General features: G+C 72.0%; 12 protein-coding genes. 3 read left to right on the top strand and 9 right to left on the bottom strand.

All coding sequences use genetic code 11. The annotated features are described in order from the left end of the window. Positions 1–119: 119 nt before the first annotated feature. The 3 genes from PKC53_RS12130 (at position 120) to PKC53_RS12120 (ending at position 5,507) form a co-directional block, all read left to right on the top strand. On the top strand, positions 120–3,650 hold the full coding sequence (locus PKC53_RS12130; RefSeq protein ID WP_324428899.1) for an indolepyruvate ferredoxin oxidoreductase family protein: 3,531 nt from the start codon (positions 120–122) through the stop codon (positions 3,648–3,650). A 78-nt stretch (positions 3,651–3,728) separates the two neighbouring features. Then, positions 3,729–4,487, top strand: a complete 759-nt coding sequence (locus tag PKC53_RS12125; protein ID WP_324428897.1) for a 3-hydroxyacyl-CoA dehydrogenase — start codon at positions 3,729–3,731, stop codon at positions 4,485–4,487. Between the two features lie 15 nt (positions 4,488–4,502). Continuing rightward, positions 4,503–5,507 carry a class I SAM-dependent methyltransferase gene (locus PKC53_RS12120; RefSeq protein ID WP_324428896.1) on the top strand — a complete coding sequence of 335 codons (1,005 nt, stop codon included), beginning with the start codon at positions 4,503–4,505 and terminating at the stop codon, positions 5,505–5,507. A gap of 145 nt (positions 5,508–5,652) precedes the next feature. Here PKC53_RS12120 and PKC53_RS12115 read toward each other — a convergent pair whose 3' ends face one another. The 9 genes from PKC53_RS12115 to PKC53_RS12075 all read right to left on the bottom strand — a co-directional run bounded on the left by PKC53_RS12115 (position 5,653) and on the right by PKC53_RS12075 (position 17,275). Further along, positions 5,653–8,145, bottom strand: coding sequence for a TonB-dependent receptor (locus PKC53_RS12115; protein WP_324428894.1), 2,493 nt, complete (start codon positions 8,143–8,145; stop codon positions 5,653–5,655). 376 nt (positions 8,146–8,521) lie between these two features. Next, positions 8,522–10,372 carry a dipeptide ABC transporter ATP-binding protein gene (locus tag PKC53_RS12110; RefSeq protein ID WP_324428892.1) on the bottom strand — a complete coding sequence of 617 codons (1,851 nt, stop codon included), beginning with the start codon at positions 10,370–10,372 and terminating at the stop codon, positions 8,522–8,524. 3 nt (positions 10,373–10,375) lie between these two features. Beyond that, on the bottom strand, positions 10,376–11,818 hold the full coding sequence (locus PKC53_RS12105; RefSeq protein WP_324428890.1) for an ABC transporter permease: 1,443 nt from the start codon (positions 11,816–11,818) through the stop codon (positions 10,376–10,378). 10 nt (positions 11,819–11,828) lie between these two features. Next, a complete protein-coding gene (locus PKC53_RS12100; protein ID WP_324428888.1) occupies positions 11,829–12,812 on the bottom strand; it encodes an ABC transporter permease in 984 nt (327 codons plus the stop codon). Between the two features lie 243 nt (positions 12,813–13,055). Beyond that, positions 13,056–15,275 carry an ABC transporter substrate-binding protein gene (locus tag PKC53_RS12095; protein WP_324428953.1) on the bottom strand — a complete coding sequence of 740 codons (2,220 nt, stop codon included), beginning with the start codon at positions 15,273–15,275 and terminating at the stop codon, positions 13,056–13,058. After that, positions 15,275–16,192: an LD-carboxypeptidase gene (locus tag PKC53_RS12090; protein ID WP_324428886.1), complete on the bottom strand. Its 918-nt coding sequence runs from the start codon at positions 16,190–16,192 to the stop codon at positions 15,275–15,277. Before PKC53_RS12090 ends, PKC53_RS12095 begins: the two co-directional genes overlap by 1 nt. Next, entirely contained in the window at positions 16,189–16,803 is a 615-nt protein-coding gene (gene tadA, locus PKC53_RS12085) for a tRNA adenosine(34) deaminase TadA (RefSeq protein ID WP_324428884.1), read from the bottom strand. The genes PKC53_RS12090 and tadA overlap by 4 nt, the downstream gene beginning before the upstream one ends. A 3-nt stretch (positions 16,804–16,806) precedes the next feature. Next, on the bottom strand, positions 16,807–17,016 hold the full coding sequence (locus tag PKC53_RS12080; protein ID WP_324428882.1) for a hypothetical protein: 210 nt from the start codon (positions 17,014–17,016) through the stop codon (positions 16,807–16,809). Between the two features lie 4 nt (positions 17,017–17,020). After that, entirely contained in the window at positions 17,021–17,275 is a 255-nt protein-coding gene (locus PKC53_RS12075) for a hypothetical protein (protein WP_324428880.1), read from the bottom strand. Between the last annotated feature and the right edge of the window lie 363 nt (positions 17,276–17,638).

The raw sequence follows: 17,638 nt of genomic DNA, 5'->3' as shown, positions 1-17,638 counted from the left end.
CGAAGCGGCGATCATCGCCGATCGAACGCGGCTTGGCGACCCGCCGGCCGCGTCGACCCCTCGCTTTCCTGCTTGCCAGCGCGGCGCGCCCGCCTACCATCGGCGCCGACGCCGCACCGATGACCACGAACGCCGCCCCCGCGCCGCCGCTGCGCGACTACCGCCTCGCCGACAACCTGGCCGCCGAGCGCGGTACCGTGTTCCTCACCGGCACGCAGGCACTGGTGCGGCTGCTGCTGATGCAGCGCCGCCTCGACGCCGCGGCCGGGCTGCGCACCGCCGGCTTCGTCAGCGGCTATCGCGGCTCGCCGCTGGGCATGGTCGACCAGCAGCTGTGGAAGGCGCGGGCGCTGCTCGACGCCGCCGGCGTGCAGTTCCTGCCGGCGATCAACGAGGATCTCGCGGCCACCGCGTGCCTGGGCACGCAGCGCGTCGCGCTCGACCCGAACCGCCGCGCCGACGGCGTGTTCGCGCTGTGGTACGGCAAGGGCCCGGGCGTCGACCGCGCGGGCGACGCGCTGCGCCACGGCAATGCCTACGGCGCGTCGCCGCTGGGCGGCGTGCTGGTGGTCGCCGGCGACGACCACGGCTGCGTCAGCTCGTCGATGCCGCACCAGAGCGACCTCGCGCTGCAGGCGTGGGGCCTGCCGGTGCTGCACCCGGCCAGCGTCGCCGAGTACCTCGAGTTCGGGCTGTACGGCTGGGCGCTGTCGCGCTTCTCCGGGGCGTGGGTGGGCTTCAAGGCGATCAGCGAGGTCGTCGAGTCGGCGATGACGGTCGACCTCGACGCGGTGCCGCTGGACTTCACGCAACCGGTCGACTTCGCGCCGCCGATGCCGCTGCATGTGCGCGCCGTCGACCTGCCGTCGCTCGAGATCGAGCAGCGGCTGGCGGCCAAGCTCGAAGCGGTGCGCGCCTTTGCGCGCGTGAATTCGCTCGACAAGCACGTCGTCGCCAGCCCGCGCGCGACGCTGGGCATCGTCACCGTCGGCAAGGCGCATTTCGACTTCATGGAGGTGCTGCGCCGGCTCGACCTCGACCCGAACGCGCTCGCCGCCGCCGGCGTGCGCGTCTACAAGGTCGGGCTGGTGTTCCCGCTGGAACCGACGCGCATGCTCGAGTTCGTGCAGGGGCTCGAGGAGATCCTGGTCATCGAGGAGAAGGCGCCGGTGGTCGAGCGCCAGATCAAGGAACTGCTCTATGCGGTGCCCAACGCGCAGCGCCCGCGCATCGCCGGCAAGAGCGACGCCGAAGGCCGGCCGCTGATCCCGGCGCTGGGCGAACTGCGCCCGTCGCGCATCATGCCGGTGGTCGCCGAGTGGCTGGCGCGGCTGAACCCGGCACTCGACCGCCGCGCGCTGGTGGTCGACTTCACGATGCCGGCGCTGCACTCGAACGCCGCCGACGGCGTGCGCCGCCAGCCGTACTTCTGTTCCGGCTGCCCGCACAACACCAGCACACGCGTGCCCGATGGCTCGCGCGCGCTCGCCGGCATCGGCTGCCACTTCATGGCCAGCTGGATGGACCGCGGCACCAGCGGGCTGATCCAGATGGGCGCCGAAGGCGTCGACTGGGTCGCGCAGTCGCGCTTCACCAGCGAACCGCACGTGTTCCAGAACCTCGGCGACGGCACCTACTTCCACTCCGGGCTGCTGGCGATCCGCCAGGCGGTGGCCGCGGGCACGAACATCACCTACAAGCTGCTGTACAACGACGCGGTGGCGATGACCGGCGGCCAGCCGGTCGACGGCAAGCTCGGCGTGCCCGAGATCGCGCGCCAGGTCGAGGCCGAGGGCGCGGCGCGTGTCGCGGTGGTGTCCGACGACGTCGCGAAGTACCACGGCCACGAGCGCGAGTTCCCGCCCGGCACCACGTTCCACGCGCGCGCCGAGCTCGACGCGGTGCAGCGCGAGCTGCGTGGTGTGCCCGGTGTCACGCTGCTGATCTACGACCAGGCCTGCGCCGCCGAGAAGCGCCGAAGACGCAAGAAGGGCGAACTGCCCGAGGCGCCGCAGCGCGTGTTCGTCAACGAGCGCGTCTGCGAGGGCTGCGGCGACTGCGGGGTGGCCAGCAACTGCCTGAGCGTGATCCCGGTCGAGACCGACTGGGGGCGCAAGCGCCAGATCGAGCAGAGCTCGTGCAACGCCGACTACCGCTGCCTCGACGGTTTCTGCCCGAGCTTCGTCACGCTGACCGGCGCGGTGCCGGCCAAACGCGTGGGCCGGGGCGTCGACGCCGACGCGCTGGCGCGCGAACTGGCGGCGATCCCGCCGCCGCCGCGCTGGCGCTGGACCGGGCCGTTCGACCTGCTGGTGGCCGGCGTCGGCGGCACCGGCGTGGTCACCGTCGGTGCCCTGGTCACGATGGCCGCGCACCTCGAGGGCAAGCAGGCGTCGGTGCTCGACTTCATGGGCTTCGCGCAGAAGGGCGGCGCGGTGCTGTCGTTCGTGCGCATCGCACCAAGCGCCGACCAGCTCAACCAGGTGCGCATCGACACGCAGCAGGCCGACGCGGTGCTCGCCTGCGACATGGTCGTCGGCGCGTCGCCCGACGCGCTGGGCACGGTGAAACACGGCCGCACCGTGTTCGTCGTCAACACGCACGAGCTGGCCACCGCGGCGTTCGTGCGCGACCCCGACGCCAGCCTGCACACCGGTGCGCTGCTGGCCAAGATGCGCCACGCCGCCGGCGCCGACCGCGTGCACGCCGCCGACGCGCAGGACATCGCGCAGCGCATGCTCGGCAGCACGATGCCGGCCAACATCGTGATGCTCGGCGCGGCGTTCCAGCGCGGGCTGGTGCCGCTGTCGGAGGCGGCGCTGCAGCGTGCGATCGAGCTCAACGGCGTTGCGGTGGCCGACAACCGCATCGCCTTCGCGCTGGGTCGGCTGGCGGTGGCCGACCCGGCGGCGCTGCGCCGCCTCGAGGGCGTCGACGCACCGCCGCGCGAGGCCGACACGCTCGACGCGCTGCTCGCGCGGCGCGAGGCCTTCCTCGCCGAGTACCAGGACCGCGCCTACGCGCGCCGCTACCGCGCGCTGGTCGACCGCGTGCGCGCCGCCGAGTCGGCGCTCGGCGCCGACGCGTCGCTGCCGCTGGCCACCGCGGTCGCGCGCGCCTACGCGAAGCTGCTGGCGATCAAGGACGAGTACGAGGTCGCGCGCCTGTACTCCGACGGCGCCTTCGAGCGCGCGCTGCGCGAGCAGTTCGCCGACTGGCGCCGCATCGAGTTCCACATGGCCCCGCCGCTGCTGGCGCGACCGGGCCCCGACGGCCGCCCGCGCAAGCGGCGCTTCGGGCCGTGGCTGCTGCACGCGATGAAGCTGCTGGCCGCCGCGCGGCGCCTGCGCGGGCGTTGGCTCGATCCGTTCGGTCACACCGTCGAGCGCCGGCTCGAACGCCAGCTGGCGCGCGACTACGAGGCGATGGTCGACGGCCTGCTGCCGACGCTGTCGCGCGAGCGCCTGCCGCTGGCCGTCGAGATCGCCGCGCTGCCCGAGCGCATCCGCGGCTACGGCCACGTCAAGCTGGCGGCGGTGGCGAGCGCACGCGCGCGCTGGGGCGACCTGCTCGACCGCTACCACGGGCGCGCCGCCCCGCCCGCCGCGCCCGCGCGCGTGATCGAGGTCGTGTCCGCCGAGCGCCGCTGACGCGCCTTCGCGCCGCGCTGCTGCGCGACAATGCGCACCACGTCACGACAACCCTTCACATCAACCAGGAGTCATCGCATGGACATCGCAGGCAAGGTCTTCATCGTCACCGGCGGCGCGTCGGGGCTGGGCGAAGGCACGGCGCGCATGCTCGCGCGCGAGGGCGGCAAGGTCGTCGTCGCCGACCTGCAGGACGACAAGGGCGCCAGAGTGGCCGCCGAGATCGGCGGCGCCTACGTGCGCTGCGACGTCAGCCAGGAAGCCGACGGCCAGGCCGCGGTCGCCAAGGCCGTGGCGATGGGCAAGCTGATGGGGCTGGTCAACTGCGCCGGCATCGCCCCGGCGGTGAAGACGGTGGGCAAGGACGGCGCACACCCGCTGGCCGTCTACACCAAGACCATCATGGTCAACCTCGTCGGCACGTTCAACATGATCCGCCTGGCCGCGGAGGCGATGTGCAGGAACGCGCCCGAACCCACCGGCGAGCGCGGCGTGCTGATCAGCACGGCCAGCGTCGCCGCCTACGACGGCCAGATCGGCCAGGCCGCCTACAGCGCGAGCAAGGGCGGCGTGGTCGGCATGACGCTGCCGATCGCGCGCGACCTGGCGCGCAACGGCATTCGCAACATGACGATCGCCCCGGGCATCTTCGGCACGCCGATGATGTTCGGCATGCCCAAGGAGGTGCAGGACGCGCTGGCCGCCAGCGTGCCCTTCCCCAGCCGGCTCGGCACCCCCGAGGACTACGCGAAGCTGGTCAAGCACATCGTCGAGAACGACATGCTCAACGGCGAGGTGATCCGCCTCGACGGGGCGATCCGGCTGGCACCGAAGTGACCGCGGTGCGGCGCGGTGACTGAGGTCGGCGCACCGGCGACCGGCGCCCAGACGGCGATCGAGCGCGGCGCGGTCTGGTCGCGCTACTGGGCGCAGGGTGCGCTGCACTCGTGCGCCACCAGCTACGCCGGCAACTACGGCGGTGCGCTGGCCACCTTCTGGCGCGGCGTGTTCGACGCGCTGCCCTCCAGCGCACGGGTGCTCGACATCGCCACCGGCAACGGCGCGCTGCCGCAGCTGCTGCTGCAGTGCCGGCCGCACGACGCCCTGCGCATCGACGCGGTCGACCTGGCGGCGATCGACCCACCCTGGCTGCGCGCGCTGCCGGCGGCGCAGCGCGCGCGGCTGCACCTGCACCCGGGCGTCGCCGCCGAACACCTGCCCTTCGACGACGCCACCTTCGACCTGGTCGTCAGCCAGTACGGTTTCGAGTACGCCGACACCGGCCGTGCCGCGGCCGAACTGCGCCGCGTGCTGCGGCCCGACGGACGCGTCGCGATGGTGCTGCACCACGCGGCGTCGCGCCCGGCGACGTTGGCCGCCGACGAGATCGCGCACATCGACTGGCTGTGCCGGCCCGACGGCCTGCTCGCCGCCGGCGCGCGCCTGCTCGGCCCGATGGCGCGTGCGGCCACCGAAGCCGGCCGGCGTGCGCTGGCCGCCGACCATGGTGCACTCGCCGACCGCGAGCGCTTCAATGCACTGCAGCGCGAGCTGTCGCAGCGGCTGCAGGAAGCCACCTGCCCCGACGTGCTGCACGAGACGCGCGAAGCGCTGGCGCGCCTGTTCGAGTTCGCCGCGCGCCGCGGCGAAGCCGCGGCGACGGCGCAGTGGCATGCGCTGGCCACGCACCTGGCCGACTCGCGCTTGCGCCTGGCCGAACTGCGTGCCTGCGCCCTCGACGAGGCCGCACTGCGGTCGCTGGCCGCATGCATCCGGCCCGGCGCGAAGGCGGTGTTCGAACCGTTGCGCGAGGCGGACTGGCTCATGGGCTGGTCGATGCGCATCGACCCGGTCTGAACGCGCGCCGTCCCGGCGCTCGCGGCGGCACCGCGTCGCGCACCGTCGTCGACAACCGGCAGTGCCCATGAAAAAGGCCCCCGAAGGGGCCTCGTGAGCACAGCCGCCGTGTCAGGCGGCCGCGCAGCGACGGCGGTCCGTCCGATCAGAACTGCTGCGTGTAGCGCACGTACGGCGTGCGGCCGTACGCGTCGTACAGGTAGAAGTTGAACTCGCGACCCTCGAAGTTGATCCGCGTGGGCAGCTTGTCGCCGAGGTTGACGACGCCGACCGCCAGCGAGCCGCCCTTGATCGGGGTCTGCCACGTGAACTGCACGTCGTGCGTCACGTACGAGCCGACCGAGCGCGCGTCGTTGCTGTTCGGCTGGAACTCGTTGCGGCCGATGTAATTGACGTTCCACGAGAAGCCGAACGGACCCATTGCCCAGTTGTTGACCCACATGCCGCGCAGCTTCGGCTGGCCGATCGACCCGTTGAAGTCGAAGCCGCCCTCCTCCCAGCTGAGGAAGCGCGTCAGCCGCAGCTCGCTGCGCAGGCGCCCGGCATTGCCCAGGCCGAAGTTGCCGGCGATGCTGAAGTCGATGCCGTCGGTGTCGATCTCGCCTTCGTTGGCGTAGCCGGCGTCGATGCGGGTGATCACGCCCGCCGCGTTGCGCGTCACGCCCAGCCCCGCCGGGATCGGGCGCGGGTCGGTGCCGTTGTCGCGGTCGGCCAGGTCCTGCGCGGTGATCTCCTTGATCTGGTCGGTGACCTTGATGCGGAAGTAGTCGGCCTTGATGCTGAACGCGTCGGTCACGTCCCAGATCGCGCCGATGACGAATTGCTTCGACTTCTCCGAGTCGAGCGCCGAGTTCGCCTGGATGTAGGTGTTGACCTGGCAGTCGTCCTCGCCGGGGTTGAGCACCGCGCACGACGTGGCGTCGACGATGCTCTCGGCCGAGAACGTGGTCTTCTGCGTCAGGATCGGCAGGCTGGGCGCGCGGAAGCCCTTGCCGTACGAGGCGCGCAGCGCGAGGTTGGGCATCGGCTTCCACTTCAGGCCGACCTTCGGCGAGAAGTCGCTGCCGTAGTCGGAGTAACGCTCGTAGCGCGCCGCCACCGTGGCCTCGAGGGTGTTGCTGATCGGCAGCAGCACTTCGCCGAACAGCGCCTTGATGTTGCGGTCGCCGCCCGAGGAGTTGCCGGCCGAGCCTTCGATGACGCCGGCTTCCGACAGCGAATCGTACAGGTCGTGGAAGGTCTCCTTGCGGTACTCGCCGCCGACGTTGATCATCGCCGCGCCGCCGCCCATCTTGAACAGCTCGAACGTCGCGTTGGCGTACAGCTCCTCGTCGAGGAAACGCGCGTCGCGGGTGATGGTCGCCTTGATCGCGTTCAGCACGTCGGGGTCGTTCCCGCTCGGGTTGAACACGTTGTAGGTGCCGTCGTTGAAGTACTGCTGCGCCAGCGGCCGCACGATGTAATTGCGGCCCAGCTCGTAGTACTGGCTGTCGCTGCGGCGGATGCCGAAGTCGACGTCGACGCCGCCGATGACGCCTTGAACGCCGAGGTTGACGTTGTAGTAGTTGTTCTCGGTGTTGTTGTCGCGCGGGCCGGCGGCTGCGAAGCGGTGGTACAGGTTGACCGGTTCCTGGCCGCGCAGCGGGTTGTTCGGGCTGTCGATGTCGATCGGGATGAAGCCCGGCACCGGCGCGTAGCGTCCGAAGCTCTCGACGCGGCTGACCGACGCGCCCATGTAGCCAGTCCAGTTGTCGCTGATCTGGTAGTCGCCGCGCATGAACACGGCCATGTTCTTGGCCGCGGCTTCGTCGGCAGCGACCTGTGTGAAGTCGAATCGGCAGCTGTTGCCCAGCGTGTAGAAGTTGGGGTCGTTGCAGCCGCCGGGAATGGCGGTGAAGTTGAAGCGATCGCCGAGCACGGGGTCGATGGTGGTGTAGTTGTTGCCGTACACCGACGCACCGCGCGTCACGTTCCAGGGACGCTCGCGCGAGTAGATGATCTCGCGCGTGCTGTACGACGCGCCACCGAGGATGCGGCCCTTGTCGCCCTGGATGCCGATGATCGCGTGCGCCTCGTCGCGGTTGCCACCGTCCACGCGGGGGCGGCTGGCGCCGGCCATCAACTCGATGCCCTGGAAGTCCTTGCGGGTGATGAAGTTGACCACGCCGCCGATCGCATCCGAGCCGTAGATCGCCGACGCGCCGTCGGTCAGGATCTCGACGCGCTCCATCATCGCCATCGGGATGATGTTCAGGTCGACCGAGTCACCGACCATCGGGCCCTTGGCGGCACGGCGGCCATCGATCAGCACGAGCGTGCGTTCCTCACCCAGGCCACGCAGGTTGATGCCGGCGAACGACTGCGCCGACGACCCCGACTGCGGGCGGAAGTTTCCGGTCGACGCGTACGGCACCATGCGCATGAACTCGGCCACCGTGTTCGCGCCGCTGGCGGCGATCTCCTCGCGGCTGATCTGCGTGACCGGCAGCGCACCCTCGGCGTCGACGCGCTTGATGCGCGAGCCGGTGATCTCGACACGCTCCTGCGCCTGCACCATCGCGGGCAGCGACGTCAGCGCGACGGCCCCTCCAATGGCGGCCAGCGCGGCCGCGCTGACCTTGGTCTTCTTGAATGTCATGTGGATAGCTCCTGCAAGGAAGGTTGACCGATAGACCCAGAGGGCCGGCGCGCCATGCATCGGCTTCGTGAACCGGAGTTGGCCGCACCTTGTCCCTGTGTCGGACGATTGTCACGGACTGTGAAACGCGGCACCTCTCAGGGAAACCTCTAGCGCCACGCCGCACGCCGCGGCGCCCCGACGGCCGACCCCGCCCCACCGGGCGAAAACGGCCCGCCGAGCCCCGATTCATGCGGGTTAACGCTGAGGAAACCGGTCAACGACCGGGACCGGTGCGCCACCCTCGCGTACGGGGATTCGTGCCGCGATCCGTCGGCAGCGTTGGTTGATCGCAACACCCAGCGCCGCATCGGCGGGCCTGCCCGCCCTCTCCCCCTCAGTCCCGCAGCGCCCCCACGGACGCATCGAGCCTCGGCACCGCCGCCAGCAGCGTGCGCGTGTACGCGTGCGCCGGGTGCTGCAGCACCGCGGCGCAGTCGCCCTGCTCGACGATCTCGCCGGCGCGCATCACCGCCACCGCGTCGGCGATGTACTCGACGACGCCGATGTTGTGCGTGATGAACAGGTAGGCGAGCCCCATCTCGCGCTGCAGCTCGCGCAGCAGGTTCAGGATCTGCGCCTGCACGCTGACGTCGAGCGCGGACGTGGGCTCGTCGCAGACGATCAGCCGGGGCTGCACCGCCAACGCACGCGCGATCGCGATGCGCTGGCGCTGCCCGCCGCTGAACTCGTGCGGCCAGCGCTCGAGCGCGTCGCGGCGCAGGCCCACGCGATCGCACAGCCCCTCGACCCGCTCGCGTCGCGCCGCGGCGTCCATGCCGGGGCGCAGCGCGAGCAGCCCCTCGTCGAGGATCTCACGCACCCGCAGGCGCGGGTTCAGCGAGGCGAACGGGTCCTGGAAGATGATCTGGATCTCGCCGCGAACGGTGCGCAGCGACTCGCCGTCGAGCGCGAACAGGTCGCGGCCGTCGAACAGCGCGCGCCCGTCGACATGCGCCTGCCGACGCAGCAGTTGCACCAGCGCCTTGCCGGTGGTCGTCTTGCCGCAGCCCGACTCGCCGACCAGCGCCAGCGTGCGCGCCGCCGGCACGTCGAAGCTGACGCCGCGCACCGCCTCGAAGTGCCCTTGCACGCGCTGCAGCAGCCCGCGGCGGATCGGGAAGCGCACGCGCAGGTCGTGCACTTGCAGCAGCGGCGCAGGCGCAACGGCTGTCGCCTCGGGCAGCGCGGCGGCCGTCGTTGCGGCCGCGATCTCCACCGGTCGCGGCCACCCCGGCTCGTAGCGCAGGCAGCGCACGTCGCGATCGCGCTCGACCGGGCGCAGCGCGGGCGTCGTGGTGGCGCACGCCGGCAGCGCCATCGCGCAGCGCGGCGCGAATCGGCAGCCGTCGAAGGCCTGCGTCAGCGGCGGCACGGTGCCGGCGATGGCCGCCAGCGGCCGGCCGCGCTGCTGCGCGTCGGGCAGCGCGCGCAGCAGCGCCTGCGCGTAGGGGTGCAGCGGACGCGCGAAGAACTCGCCCGCCTCGGCGACCTCGACGATCTGCCCGGCGTACATCAGCGCCACGCGCTGCGCCATGCCGGCGACCACCGCGAGGTCGTGCGTGATCAGCAGCAGCCCCAGGCCACGCTCGCGCTGCAGGTCGCGCAGCAGGTCGAGGATCTGCGCCTGGATCGTCACGTCGAGCGCGGTGGTCGGCTCGTCGGCAACGAGGAACCGCGGTTCGGCGGCCAGCGTCATCGCGATCATCACGCGCTGCTTCTGCCCGCCGCTCATGCGAAACGGGTAGTCGTCGATGCGCCGCGCGGCGTCGGGGATGCCGACGCGCTCGAGCCACTCGAGCGCCTTCGCGCGCGCCGCCGCACCGCGCAGCGGGGTGTGCGCCTCGATCGCCTCGACGACTTGGTCGCCGACCTTCATCACCGGGTTCAGGCTGGTGCCCGGCTCCTGGAAGATCATGCCGATGCGCCCGCCGCGCACGCGGCGCATCGCCGACTCGGGCAGCGCCAGCGTGTCGTCGCCGTCGAGCCCGATGCGCCCGCCGGTGACGCGGCCGTTGTCGGGCAGCAGGCGCAGCAGCGCCAGCGCCGTCATGCTTTTGCCGCAGCCCGACTCGCCGACCAGCGCGAAAGTCTCGCCGCGCTCGATCGCCAGGCTCAGCCCGTCGATCGCCTTGACCAGGCCGGTGTCGGCGTCGAGCGCGACGTGCAGGTCGTCGATGTGCAGCATGGTTCAGGCCTTGCGCGCCAGCAGCCGCGGGCGGAACGCGCGCGCCCGCGGGTCGAAGGCGTCGCGCACGCCGTCGGCGAGCAGGTTCGCGGCCAGCACCAGCGTGACCATGAACGCGAACGCGGCGGCGAAGCTCCACCACACCAGCGGGTCGCGGCTCATCTCGCTGCGCGCGAGGTTGATCATGCCGCCGAAGCTGGCCATGCTCGGGTCGACGCCGACGCCGACGTAGCTCAGCACCGCTTCGTACAGCACCAGCGCCGAGAAGTCGAGCACCGTCGTGATCAGCACCAGGTGCACGACGTTGGGCACGATGTGCCGGCGCATGATGCGCGCGTGCCCGACGCCGAAGGCCTGCGCCGCCTGCACGTACTCGAGCTCGCGCAGCTTCATCGTCTCGCCGCGCACCAGCCGCGCCAGCGTGGCCCAGCCGGTCAGGCCCAGGATCAGGCACAGCAGCAGCAGCTTCAGGTCCGAGCGTTCGGCGCCGGTCTCGAACAGCTCGGGGTGCTGGTCGATGAACACCTGCACCATCAGCACGCACGCGGCGATCAGCAGCACGTTCGGGATCGACGACAGCACGGTGTACAGGTACTGGATCGCCTCGTCGACCCATCCGCGGAAGTAGCCGGCGGCCACGCCCAGCCCGACGGCCAGCGGCAGCGTCGCGACGGTGGCCAGCGTGCCGATGACGAACGCCGTGCGCACGCTCTTGAGCGCCTGCACGAGCACGCTGTTGCCGGTGCGATCGGTGCCGAACGGGTGGTAGTGCACCGCCAGCGCCGCCACCGCGCCGCCGAGCGCGAACACCACCGCCAGCGTCGCCAGCGCCGCACGCCACGGCACCTCGGTGTGGCCGGCGGCGATGTCGCGCAGCGCGGCGCCCCACGCGACGCCGCGCCGACGCGCGTGCAGCGTCGCCACCGCGGCGGCGACGCAGAGACCCAGCACGAGGCCGCCCAGCGCGCCGGCGGCGGCGCGCCACGACACGTCGGCCGCCCGCTGCGCGACGGGGTCGGCCAGGTGACGCCCGCCGTGCGCCAGGCGCGGGTGCGCGCGCTCGGTGCGCCCGTCGACCTCGACGGTCTCCTTGGTGAAGCCGTGCGTGGCCAGCGGACGCGAGTAGGTGGTCTCGCGCATCGCGATCGGGCGCGCGAGCACCAGGTCGAGCAGGCTCTCGGTGCGCGTCGAGTGGAACACCGGCGCGTCGGCCGCCGCCCCCGGCGCCGGCGGCAGCGCGCGGCGGAAGTGCACGCTGTCGGCCAGCGCGACGAGCGCGAACATCAAGAACACCACCAGCGCCGCCAGCGCCGGCGCGTCGCGCAGCACCTTGCCCCAGGTCGCGCGCAGGTTGGCGCTGCGCGCGACGTGGCCGAAGTACAGCGCCGCGACCGCGACCAGCGCCCACAGCACGGCGTCGGTCCACAGCAGCACGAATTGCGGCATCGGCGTCACCTCACTGCAGCCGCACGCGCGGGTCGACCCAGGTGTAGGCGACGTCGATCAGCAGGTACGACAGCACGTACAGCACCGAGCCGAGGAAGACCATGCTGCGCACGATCGCGAAGTCCTGCCCGGCGATCGCGTCGATCACGTAGGCGCCCAGCCCCGGGATGCCGAAGAAGCTCTCGAACACCAGGCTGCCGAGGAACACGTAGGGCAGGTACGAGCCGGCACTGGTGATGATCGGGATCAGCGCGTTGCGCAGCACGTGACGGCCGAGCACCAGCGTCTCGGCCAGGCCCTTGGCGCGCGCGGTGCGCACGTAGTCGCGGCCGATCTCCTCGAGGAACATCGCGCGGTACAGCCGCGCCTCGGTGCCCAGCCGCGACAGCAGGCTCAGCAGCACCGGCAGCACGAGGAACTTCACCGCGTCGAGCCCGCCGGCGTAACCCGAGATCGGCACCAGCCTGAGCACGCGCGAAAAGAAGTACTGCCCGACGATGATGTAGAACAGGCTGCTGATCGACAGCATCACCACGCACAGCACGACGCCCCAGAAGTCGATGCGCGAGTGGCGGAAGTACACCAGCAGCAGCGCGAACGCGGTCGAGGCGATCAGCTGCAGCACGAAGATCGGCACCGCCAGCTGCAGGCTCACGACCATGCGCGTGCGGATCTCGTGGCCGATGTCGCTCGACTGCTTGGCATCCGAGCGGCCGAAGTCGAGCTTGAACAGCGTCGCCGAGCGCTCCCAGAAGATCGTCTCGGTGAGCCTGGCGCCGCCCTCGGCCGACGCGTTCCAGTACAGCGGCTTGTCGTAGCCGCGCTCGGACTTCCACTTGTCGATCTGCTCCTGCGTCACGCGCTTGCCGCCGATGTTCAGCCGCGCCATGTCGTCGGGCGTGTTGACGGTGAAGAACAGCACGAAGGTCAGCAGGTTGACCCCGGCGAGCACGAGCAGCGCGTACAGCGCGCGGCGCACGAGGGTGGTCAGCATGGCGGCTGCTCCACGTGGGCCCACCGCTTCGGCTTGCCCTGCGAGAGAGCCCGCGCCGGCAGCGACCGCGCACCGACCGGCGCACGGGACGATCTCACTTCAGTGGCTCCTCCGCGCTTCGCCCGACCCGCGACGCACGAACCCGCGCCATACAGCGATCGTCGCGGATCCGGCTTTGCCGGTCCGCTGGCGGTGCCCCCTCCTCGGGAAGGGGCGCGCGAAGCACGTCGGGGAAGGTTCACTTCAGGCGCCCCCCCTGCCGACGGCCTCGGCCGGCCGCGCCACCGCCCGCTCGCGCTCGACGTGGCTGGCGCGCAGCCGCCAGACGAGCCACAGCGCGCCGACCAGCAGCAGCGACAACGGCCAGTAGACGGGCCGGTTCCACTCGGCCCACTTGCGCGCGCGCAACTCGGGGTCGATGCGGTAGTACATCGCCATGTCGCGGATCAGGATGCTCGGCTTGCCGTTGTGCACCCAGGGCTGGAACGCGCTGGCGGCGTACGGGAAGTAGCCCCAGGCCCAGGGGGCGTCCTCGCGCAGGATGTCGACCATGCGGTCGATCACGGCCTGCTTCTGCGGCCCGTCGTCGAGCGTCTGCATGCGCTTGTACAGCCGGTCGTACTCGGGGTTCGCGTAGTTCGCTGCGTTCTCGCCCTCGTGCTCGGCCTTGCCGTTCGGGCCGTAGAGCAGGAACAGGAAGTTCTCGGCGTCGGGGTAGTCGGCGAGCCAGCCCCACCAGAAGATCTGCTGCTTGCCGGCGAGCATCTTCTCCTGGAACTGGTTGTAGTCGGTGGCGCGGATCTCGAGCTGGATGCCGAGCTTGGCGAACTGGCGCACCATCCAGTCGAGCTCGGCCTTGATCTCGGGCGTGGGCGTGCGCTGGTAGTCGTAGTTCAGCACCAGCGGCCTGCCGGTGAGCGCGTCGCGGCCGTTCGGGTAGCCGGCCTCGGCGAGCAGCGCGCGCGCCTCGTCGAGCGAACGGCGCACCACCTTGCCGCCCTCGAGCTTGTGCGTCACCGGGTTGTGCCCCTCGGGCGTGCCGTGGCGCGAGCCAAACAGCCCCGCGGGCAGCGGCCCGTGCGCGGCTTCGCCACCCTTGGTCAGGAAGATGCGCCCGTAGCCCTCCTCCCAGTCGATCGCGATCGAGATCGCCTGGCGCAGCTTGCGGTTGCGCCGCTGCTGCTCGGGCGTGTCGCCGCGGCCGACCACCGGGTCGAGCCAGTTGAAGCCGAGGTACCAGTTGCTGATGTCGACGGTCCTCGGCAGGCGGAAGCCGCGCTCGGCGTACAGCGCCGCGGTGGCGTCGGAGTCCTGCATGTCGTTGATGAACTCGACGCCCCACTCCGGCCGCTCGATCTCGGGCACGTCGAGGTAGCCCTGCACGAACTTGGCCTTGTGCGGCACCTTCTCGCGCTCGTTGGTCGAGACGATCGCGTCGACGAAGGGCACGGCCTGGCCGCAGTCGGCGAGCAGCCCGGCGTCGCGGTCGGCGGCCTCGCCTTCGCAGGGGTACGGCGTGCCGCGGTAGTGCGGGTTGCGGCGCATCACGTGCCGACGGTCGGTGACCACCTCGGTCATCATGAACGGCCCGGTGCCCACCGGCCAGGTCGCCAGGCTCAGCCCGTTGGCGGCCATGCCCGGCTGGCCGTAGAAGGCGTCGGCCTCCCACGGCACCGGCGCGGTGAAGGTCATCGCCAGCCAGTACTTCCACTGCGGGTACTTGCCGCGGATCTTGATGCGCAGCAGGTGCGGCTCGGGTGCCGTGACGCCTTCGAGCGGCCAGCGGCGGAAGTCGAGGAACGGCTTGTCGAGCGCGGCCGGGTCGAGCCCGGCGCGCAGCTTGGCGTCCTCGGCCTTGATGCGCGCCGCGTACTCCTTCAGCCCGACGACGTACTCGGCGAAGATGCCGAAGATCGGCGCCTCGACCCGCGTCGTCGCGTGGCGCTTGAACGCGTAGACGTAGTCGTCGGCCACCAGCTCGCGCGTGCCCTGGTGCTCGAACTCGAGCGGCGAGCGCCGCGCGCCGACGTCGCCCGGCTTCAGCGCGTGGTAGCGGTGGCGGCCGGACTCGTCCCTGGCGAACGCCGGGTGCGGCGCGTAGCGGATGCCGCGCCTGATGCGGATGTCGTAGACGCTGAACGCGATGTGCTCGGGGTCGGCGTCGTGCGGCAGCGCGCGGCCCGCGGCGTCGAGGTACTGCGGCTCGGTCACCGCCTCGGCGGTCTTGGCCACCAGCGTGTACGGGCGCTTCAGGTAGTGGTAGCCGTACAGCGGCTCGTAGATCTGGTAGGTGTACGGCGTCTCGTTGTTGCTGTACGAGGTGGTCGGGTCGAGCGTGCGCGGGCTGCGTTCCTGGAACGCGTTGAGCAGCGTGTTCGACGACGCGGTGCCGCGCGGGTGCGGGCTGTTGTCGCAGCCGGCGAGCAGGCCGGCGCAGGCGGCCAGCGCGACCAGCCAGCGCATCACGCGTGCCCCCAGGCCAGCCAGGCCTGGCGCCGCTCGACCACCAGCTGCGCGCGCCGGCCCACCGGCAGGCAGACCTTGGTGCGTGGCACGTGGCCGATCGGCAGCCCGGTGACGATCGGCGTGCGCGTGACCGAGCGCAGGTGCGCCAGCATCGCGCGCAGCCCGTAGCCGCGGTCCAGCGGCGAGGCCTTCCAGCCGCCGAGGTCGCCGACCAGCAGCGCGCGCTGCGCGTCGAGCACGCCGGCCTGGTGCAGCTGCAGCAGCATGCGCTCGACGCGGTACGGGTGCTCGGCGACGTCCTCGACGAACAGCAGCCCGTCACGCACGCGCCGCCCCGGCCAGTGGCGCGTGCCCAGCAGCGACACCAGCACCGTCAGGTTGCCGCCCCACAGCGGGCCGCTCGCGTCGAGGCCGTCGAGGCCGGCCGCGGTGCGGAAGCCCACGGCCTCGAGCTCGCTGGCCATCGCCTCGGCGAAGCAGCCCACGGTGACCTCGTCGGTGCCGCCGTCGGCGTCGCTGCGGCCGAAGTCGTCGAGCGCCAGCGGTCCGCTCCAGCCCGACACCCCCGCGTGCGCCCACAGCGCCAGGTGCAGCGCCGTCAGGTCGCTGTAGCCGACCCAGCGCGTACCGCGCCCGACGCTGGCGGCCACGCGTGCCCAGTCGATCGCGTCGAGCAGGCGCGTCAGCCCGTAGCCGCCGCGCGTGGCCAGCGCGACGCGCGGCGCCGCGTCGGCGACGCGGTGGATCGCCGCGAGACGCGTCGCATCGTCGCCGGCGAAGCGCATGTGGCGCGCCAGCGCCGCGTCGTCGATCAGCACGTCGAAACCCAGCGCCGTCAGCCGGCGCGCGGCGCGGCGCAGCGCGGGCGCGCTCGCGACCACGCCCGACGGCGAGAACAGGGTCAGGCGGCTCACCGGTCGACGGGGTCGTCGGGCGGGAACAGATCGCCCTCGATGACTTCGCCGGTGGGGATCGGCGCGTCGTCGTCGGCGCCGTCGCGCGCCGTCGGCAGCGTGTCGGCGGCGGCACGCAGCGCACGCTGGCGCGCGCGGCGTTCGGCGAAGAAGTCGCGCAGTAACTGGCCGCAGTCGCCCGCCAGCACGCCGCCGCGCACCGCGGTGTGGTGGTTCAGCCGATCCTCGGCGAACAGGTCGACCACCGAACCGGCGGCGCCGGTCTTCGGGTCCCAGGCGCCGAACACGACGCGCTCGAAGCGCGCGTGCATCAGCGCCATCGCGCACATCGCGCAGGGTTCGAGCGTGACGTACAGCGTGCAGCCGGGCAGCCGGTAGTTCTCGAGCAGTGTCGCGGCGTGCCGCAGCGCGACGATCTCGGCGTGCGCGGTCGGGTCGTGCGTGGTCACCGGGCGGTTGTAGCCGGTGGCGACGACCTGCATCCCGGCGTCGGTGCTGCGCACGATCACCGCACCGACCGGCACCTCGCCGGCCAGCAGCGCGTTGCGCGCCTGGTCGATGGCCAGACGCATGCCGATCTCGTCGGCCTCCAACGGCGAAGACGGCGCCATCGACTACCCGGCCTCGACGACGCGTGCCCGGCACGCGGCGCGGCGCCGCGCGCGGCGCCGGCATCCGACGGCGCGCCACGCGTCGACCCGGCCGCGGCCGCCGTCGAGCGCGGCCAGCGCGGCGTCACGGTCTGCCGCCGGCAGGCTGCCGAGCCCGACGCCCGACTCGACCACCATGCCGGCGAGTCGCCGCAGCGCGGACAAGGTGCGCATCGCGTCAGTCGGTGCCGGACGCACGGTTCGCGCCTTGCTGCAGCGCGCGCGATACGTCGTCGGCGACCTGGCGCTGCAGTTGCCGGGCGCCTTCGGCCACCGTCGGCGGTGGCGCCGGCGCGGCCGGCGCGGTCGCACCGGGGGCGGCGGCGGGCGCCGGCGTGCGCAAGGTGCCGACGGCCTGCAACTGCTGCTTGGCCAGCAGCATCACCACCGCCGCGGCGACGAGCAGGCTCAGCACGCCGACGATCAATCGCATCGCCCGCTCACGCACGTCGCGGCGCCAGCCGCCCTGCACGGGGGCTGCCCACAGGTCGTCTGCCTCGGCATCATCGGCTCTCCCTCTCGACCCGCGGCAGACGATCACGACACGCCGGGGCCGGTCGACGACATTCTGGCAGAGCCGCCCGCGCGCCGGCGGACCGTGTCACCCACCGCTGGGCCGGACGCGACGCGAACAGACCGCGCCCCGCGGCCGGCGCCGCCGTCTCGGGCGCCCGTCAGTACAGGCGCGGCGGGCACATGGTCACGGCGTGAACCCCGGCGGCGTCGAACCTCGTCTAAACAGTCCGCCCTGAACAACCCCGTCGACCCGCATGAACACTCGCTGTCCGGGGTCGGT

This window comes from Azohydromonas sp. (assembly GCF_035325925.1).
GTDB lineage: Bacteria > Pseudomonadota > Gammaproteobacteria > Burkholderiales > Burkholderiaceae_C > Calidifontimicrobium.
This window is presented reverse-complemented; position numbering and strand designations above follow the sequence as displayed.

Excerpts from the sequence above, each read along its gene's own strand:
- PKC53_RS12130 (WP_324428899.1), top strand. The coding sequence starts at position 120 with ATGACCACGAACGCCGCCCCCGCGCCGCCGCTGCGCGACTACCGCCTC.
- PKC53_RS12125 (WP_324428897.1), top strand. The coding sequence starts at position 3,729 with ATGGACATCGCAGGCAAGGTCTTCATCGTCACCGGCGGCGCGTCGGGG.
- PKC53_RS12115 (WP_324428894.1), bottom strand. The coding sequence starts at position 8,145 with ATGACATTCAAGAAGACCAAGGTCAGCGCGGCCGCGCTGGCCGCCATT.
- PKC53_RS12110 (WP_324428892.1), bottom strand. The coding sequence starts at position 10,372 with ATGCTGCACATCGACGACCTGCACGTCGCGCTCGACGCCGACACCGGC.
- PKC53_RS12105 (WP_324428890.1), bottom strand. The coding sequence starts at position 11,818 with ATGCCGCAATTCGTGCTGCTGTGGACCGACGCCGTGCTGTGGGCGCTG.
- PKC53_RS12100 (WP_324428888.1), bottom strand. The coding sequence starts at position 12,812 with ATGCTGACCACCCTCGTGCGCCGCGCGCTGTACGCGCTGCTCGTGCTC.
- PKC53_RS12095 (WP_324428953.1), bottom strand. The coding sequence starts at position 15,275 with ATGCGCTGGCTGGTCGCGCTGGCCGCCTGCGCCGGCCTGCTCGCCGGC.
- tadA (WP_324428884.1), bottom strand. The coding sequence starts at position 16,803 with ATGGCGCCGTCTTCGCCGTTGGAGGCCGACGAGATCGGCATGCGTCTG.
- PKC53_RS12080 (WP_324428882.1), bottom strand. The coding sequence starts at position 17,016 with ATGCGCACCTTGTCCGCGCTGCGGCGACTCGCCGGCATGGTGGTCGAG.
- PKC53_RS12075 (WP_324428880.1), bottom strand. The coding sequence starts at position 17,275 with ATGCGATTGATCGTCGGCGTGCTGAGCCTGCTCGTCGCCGCGGCGGTG.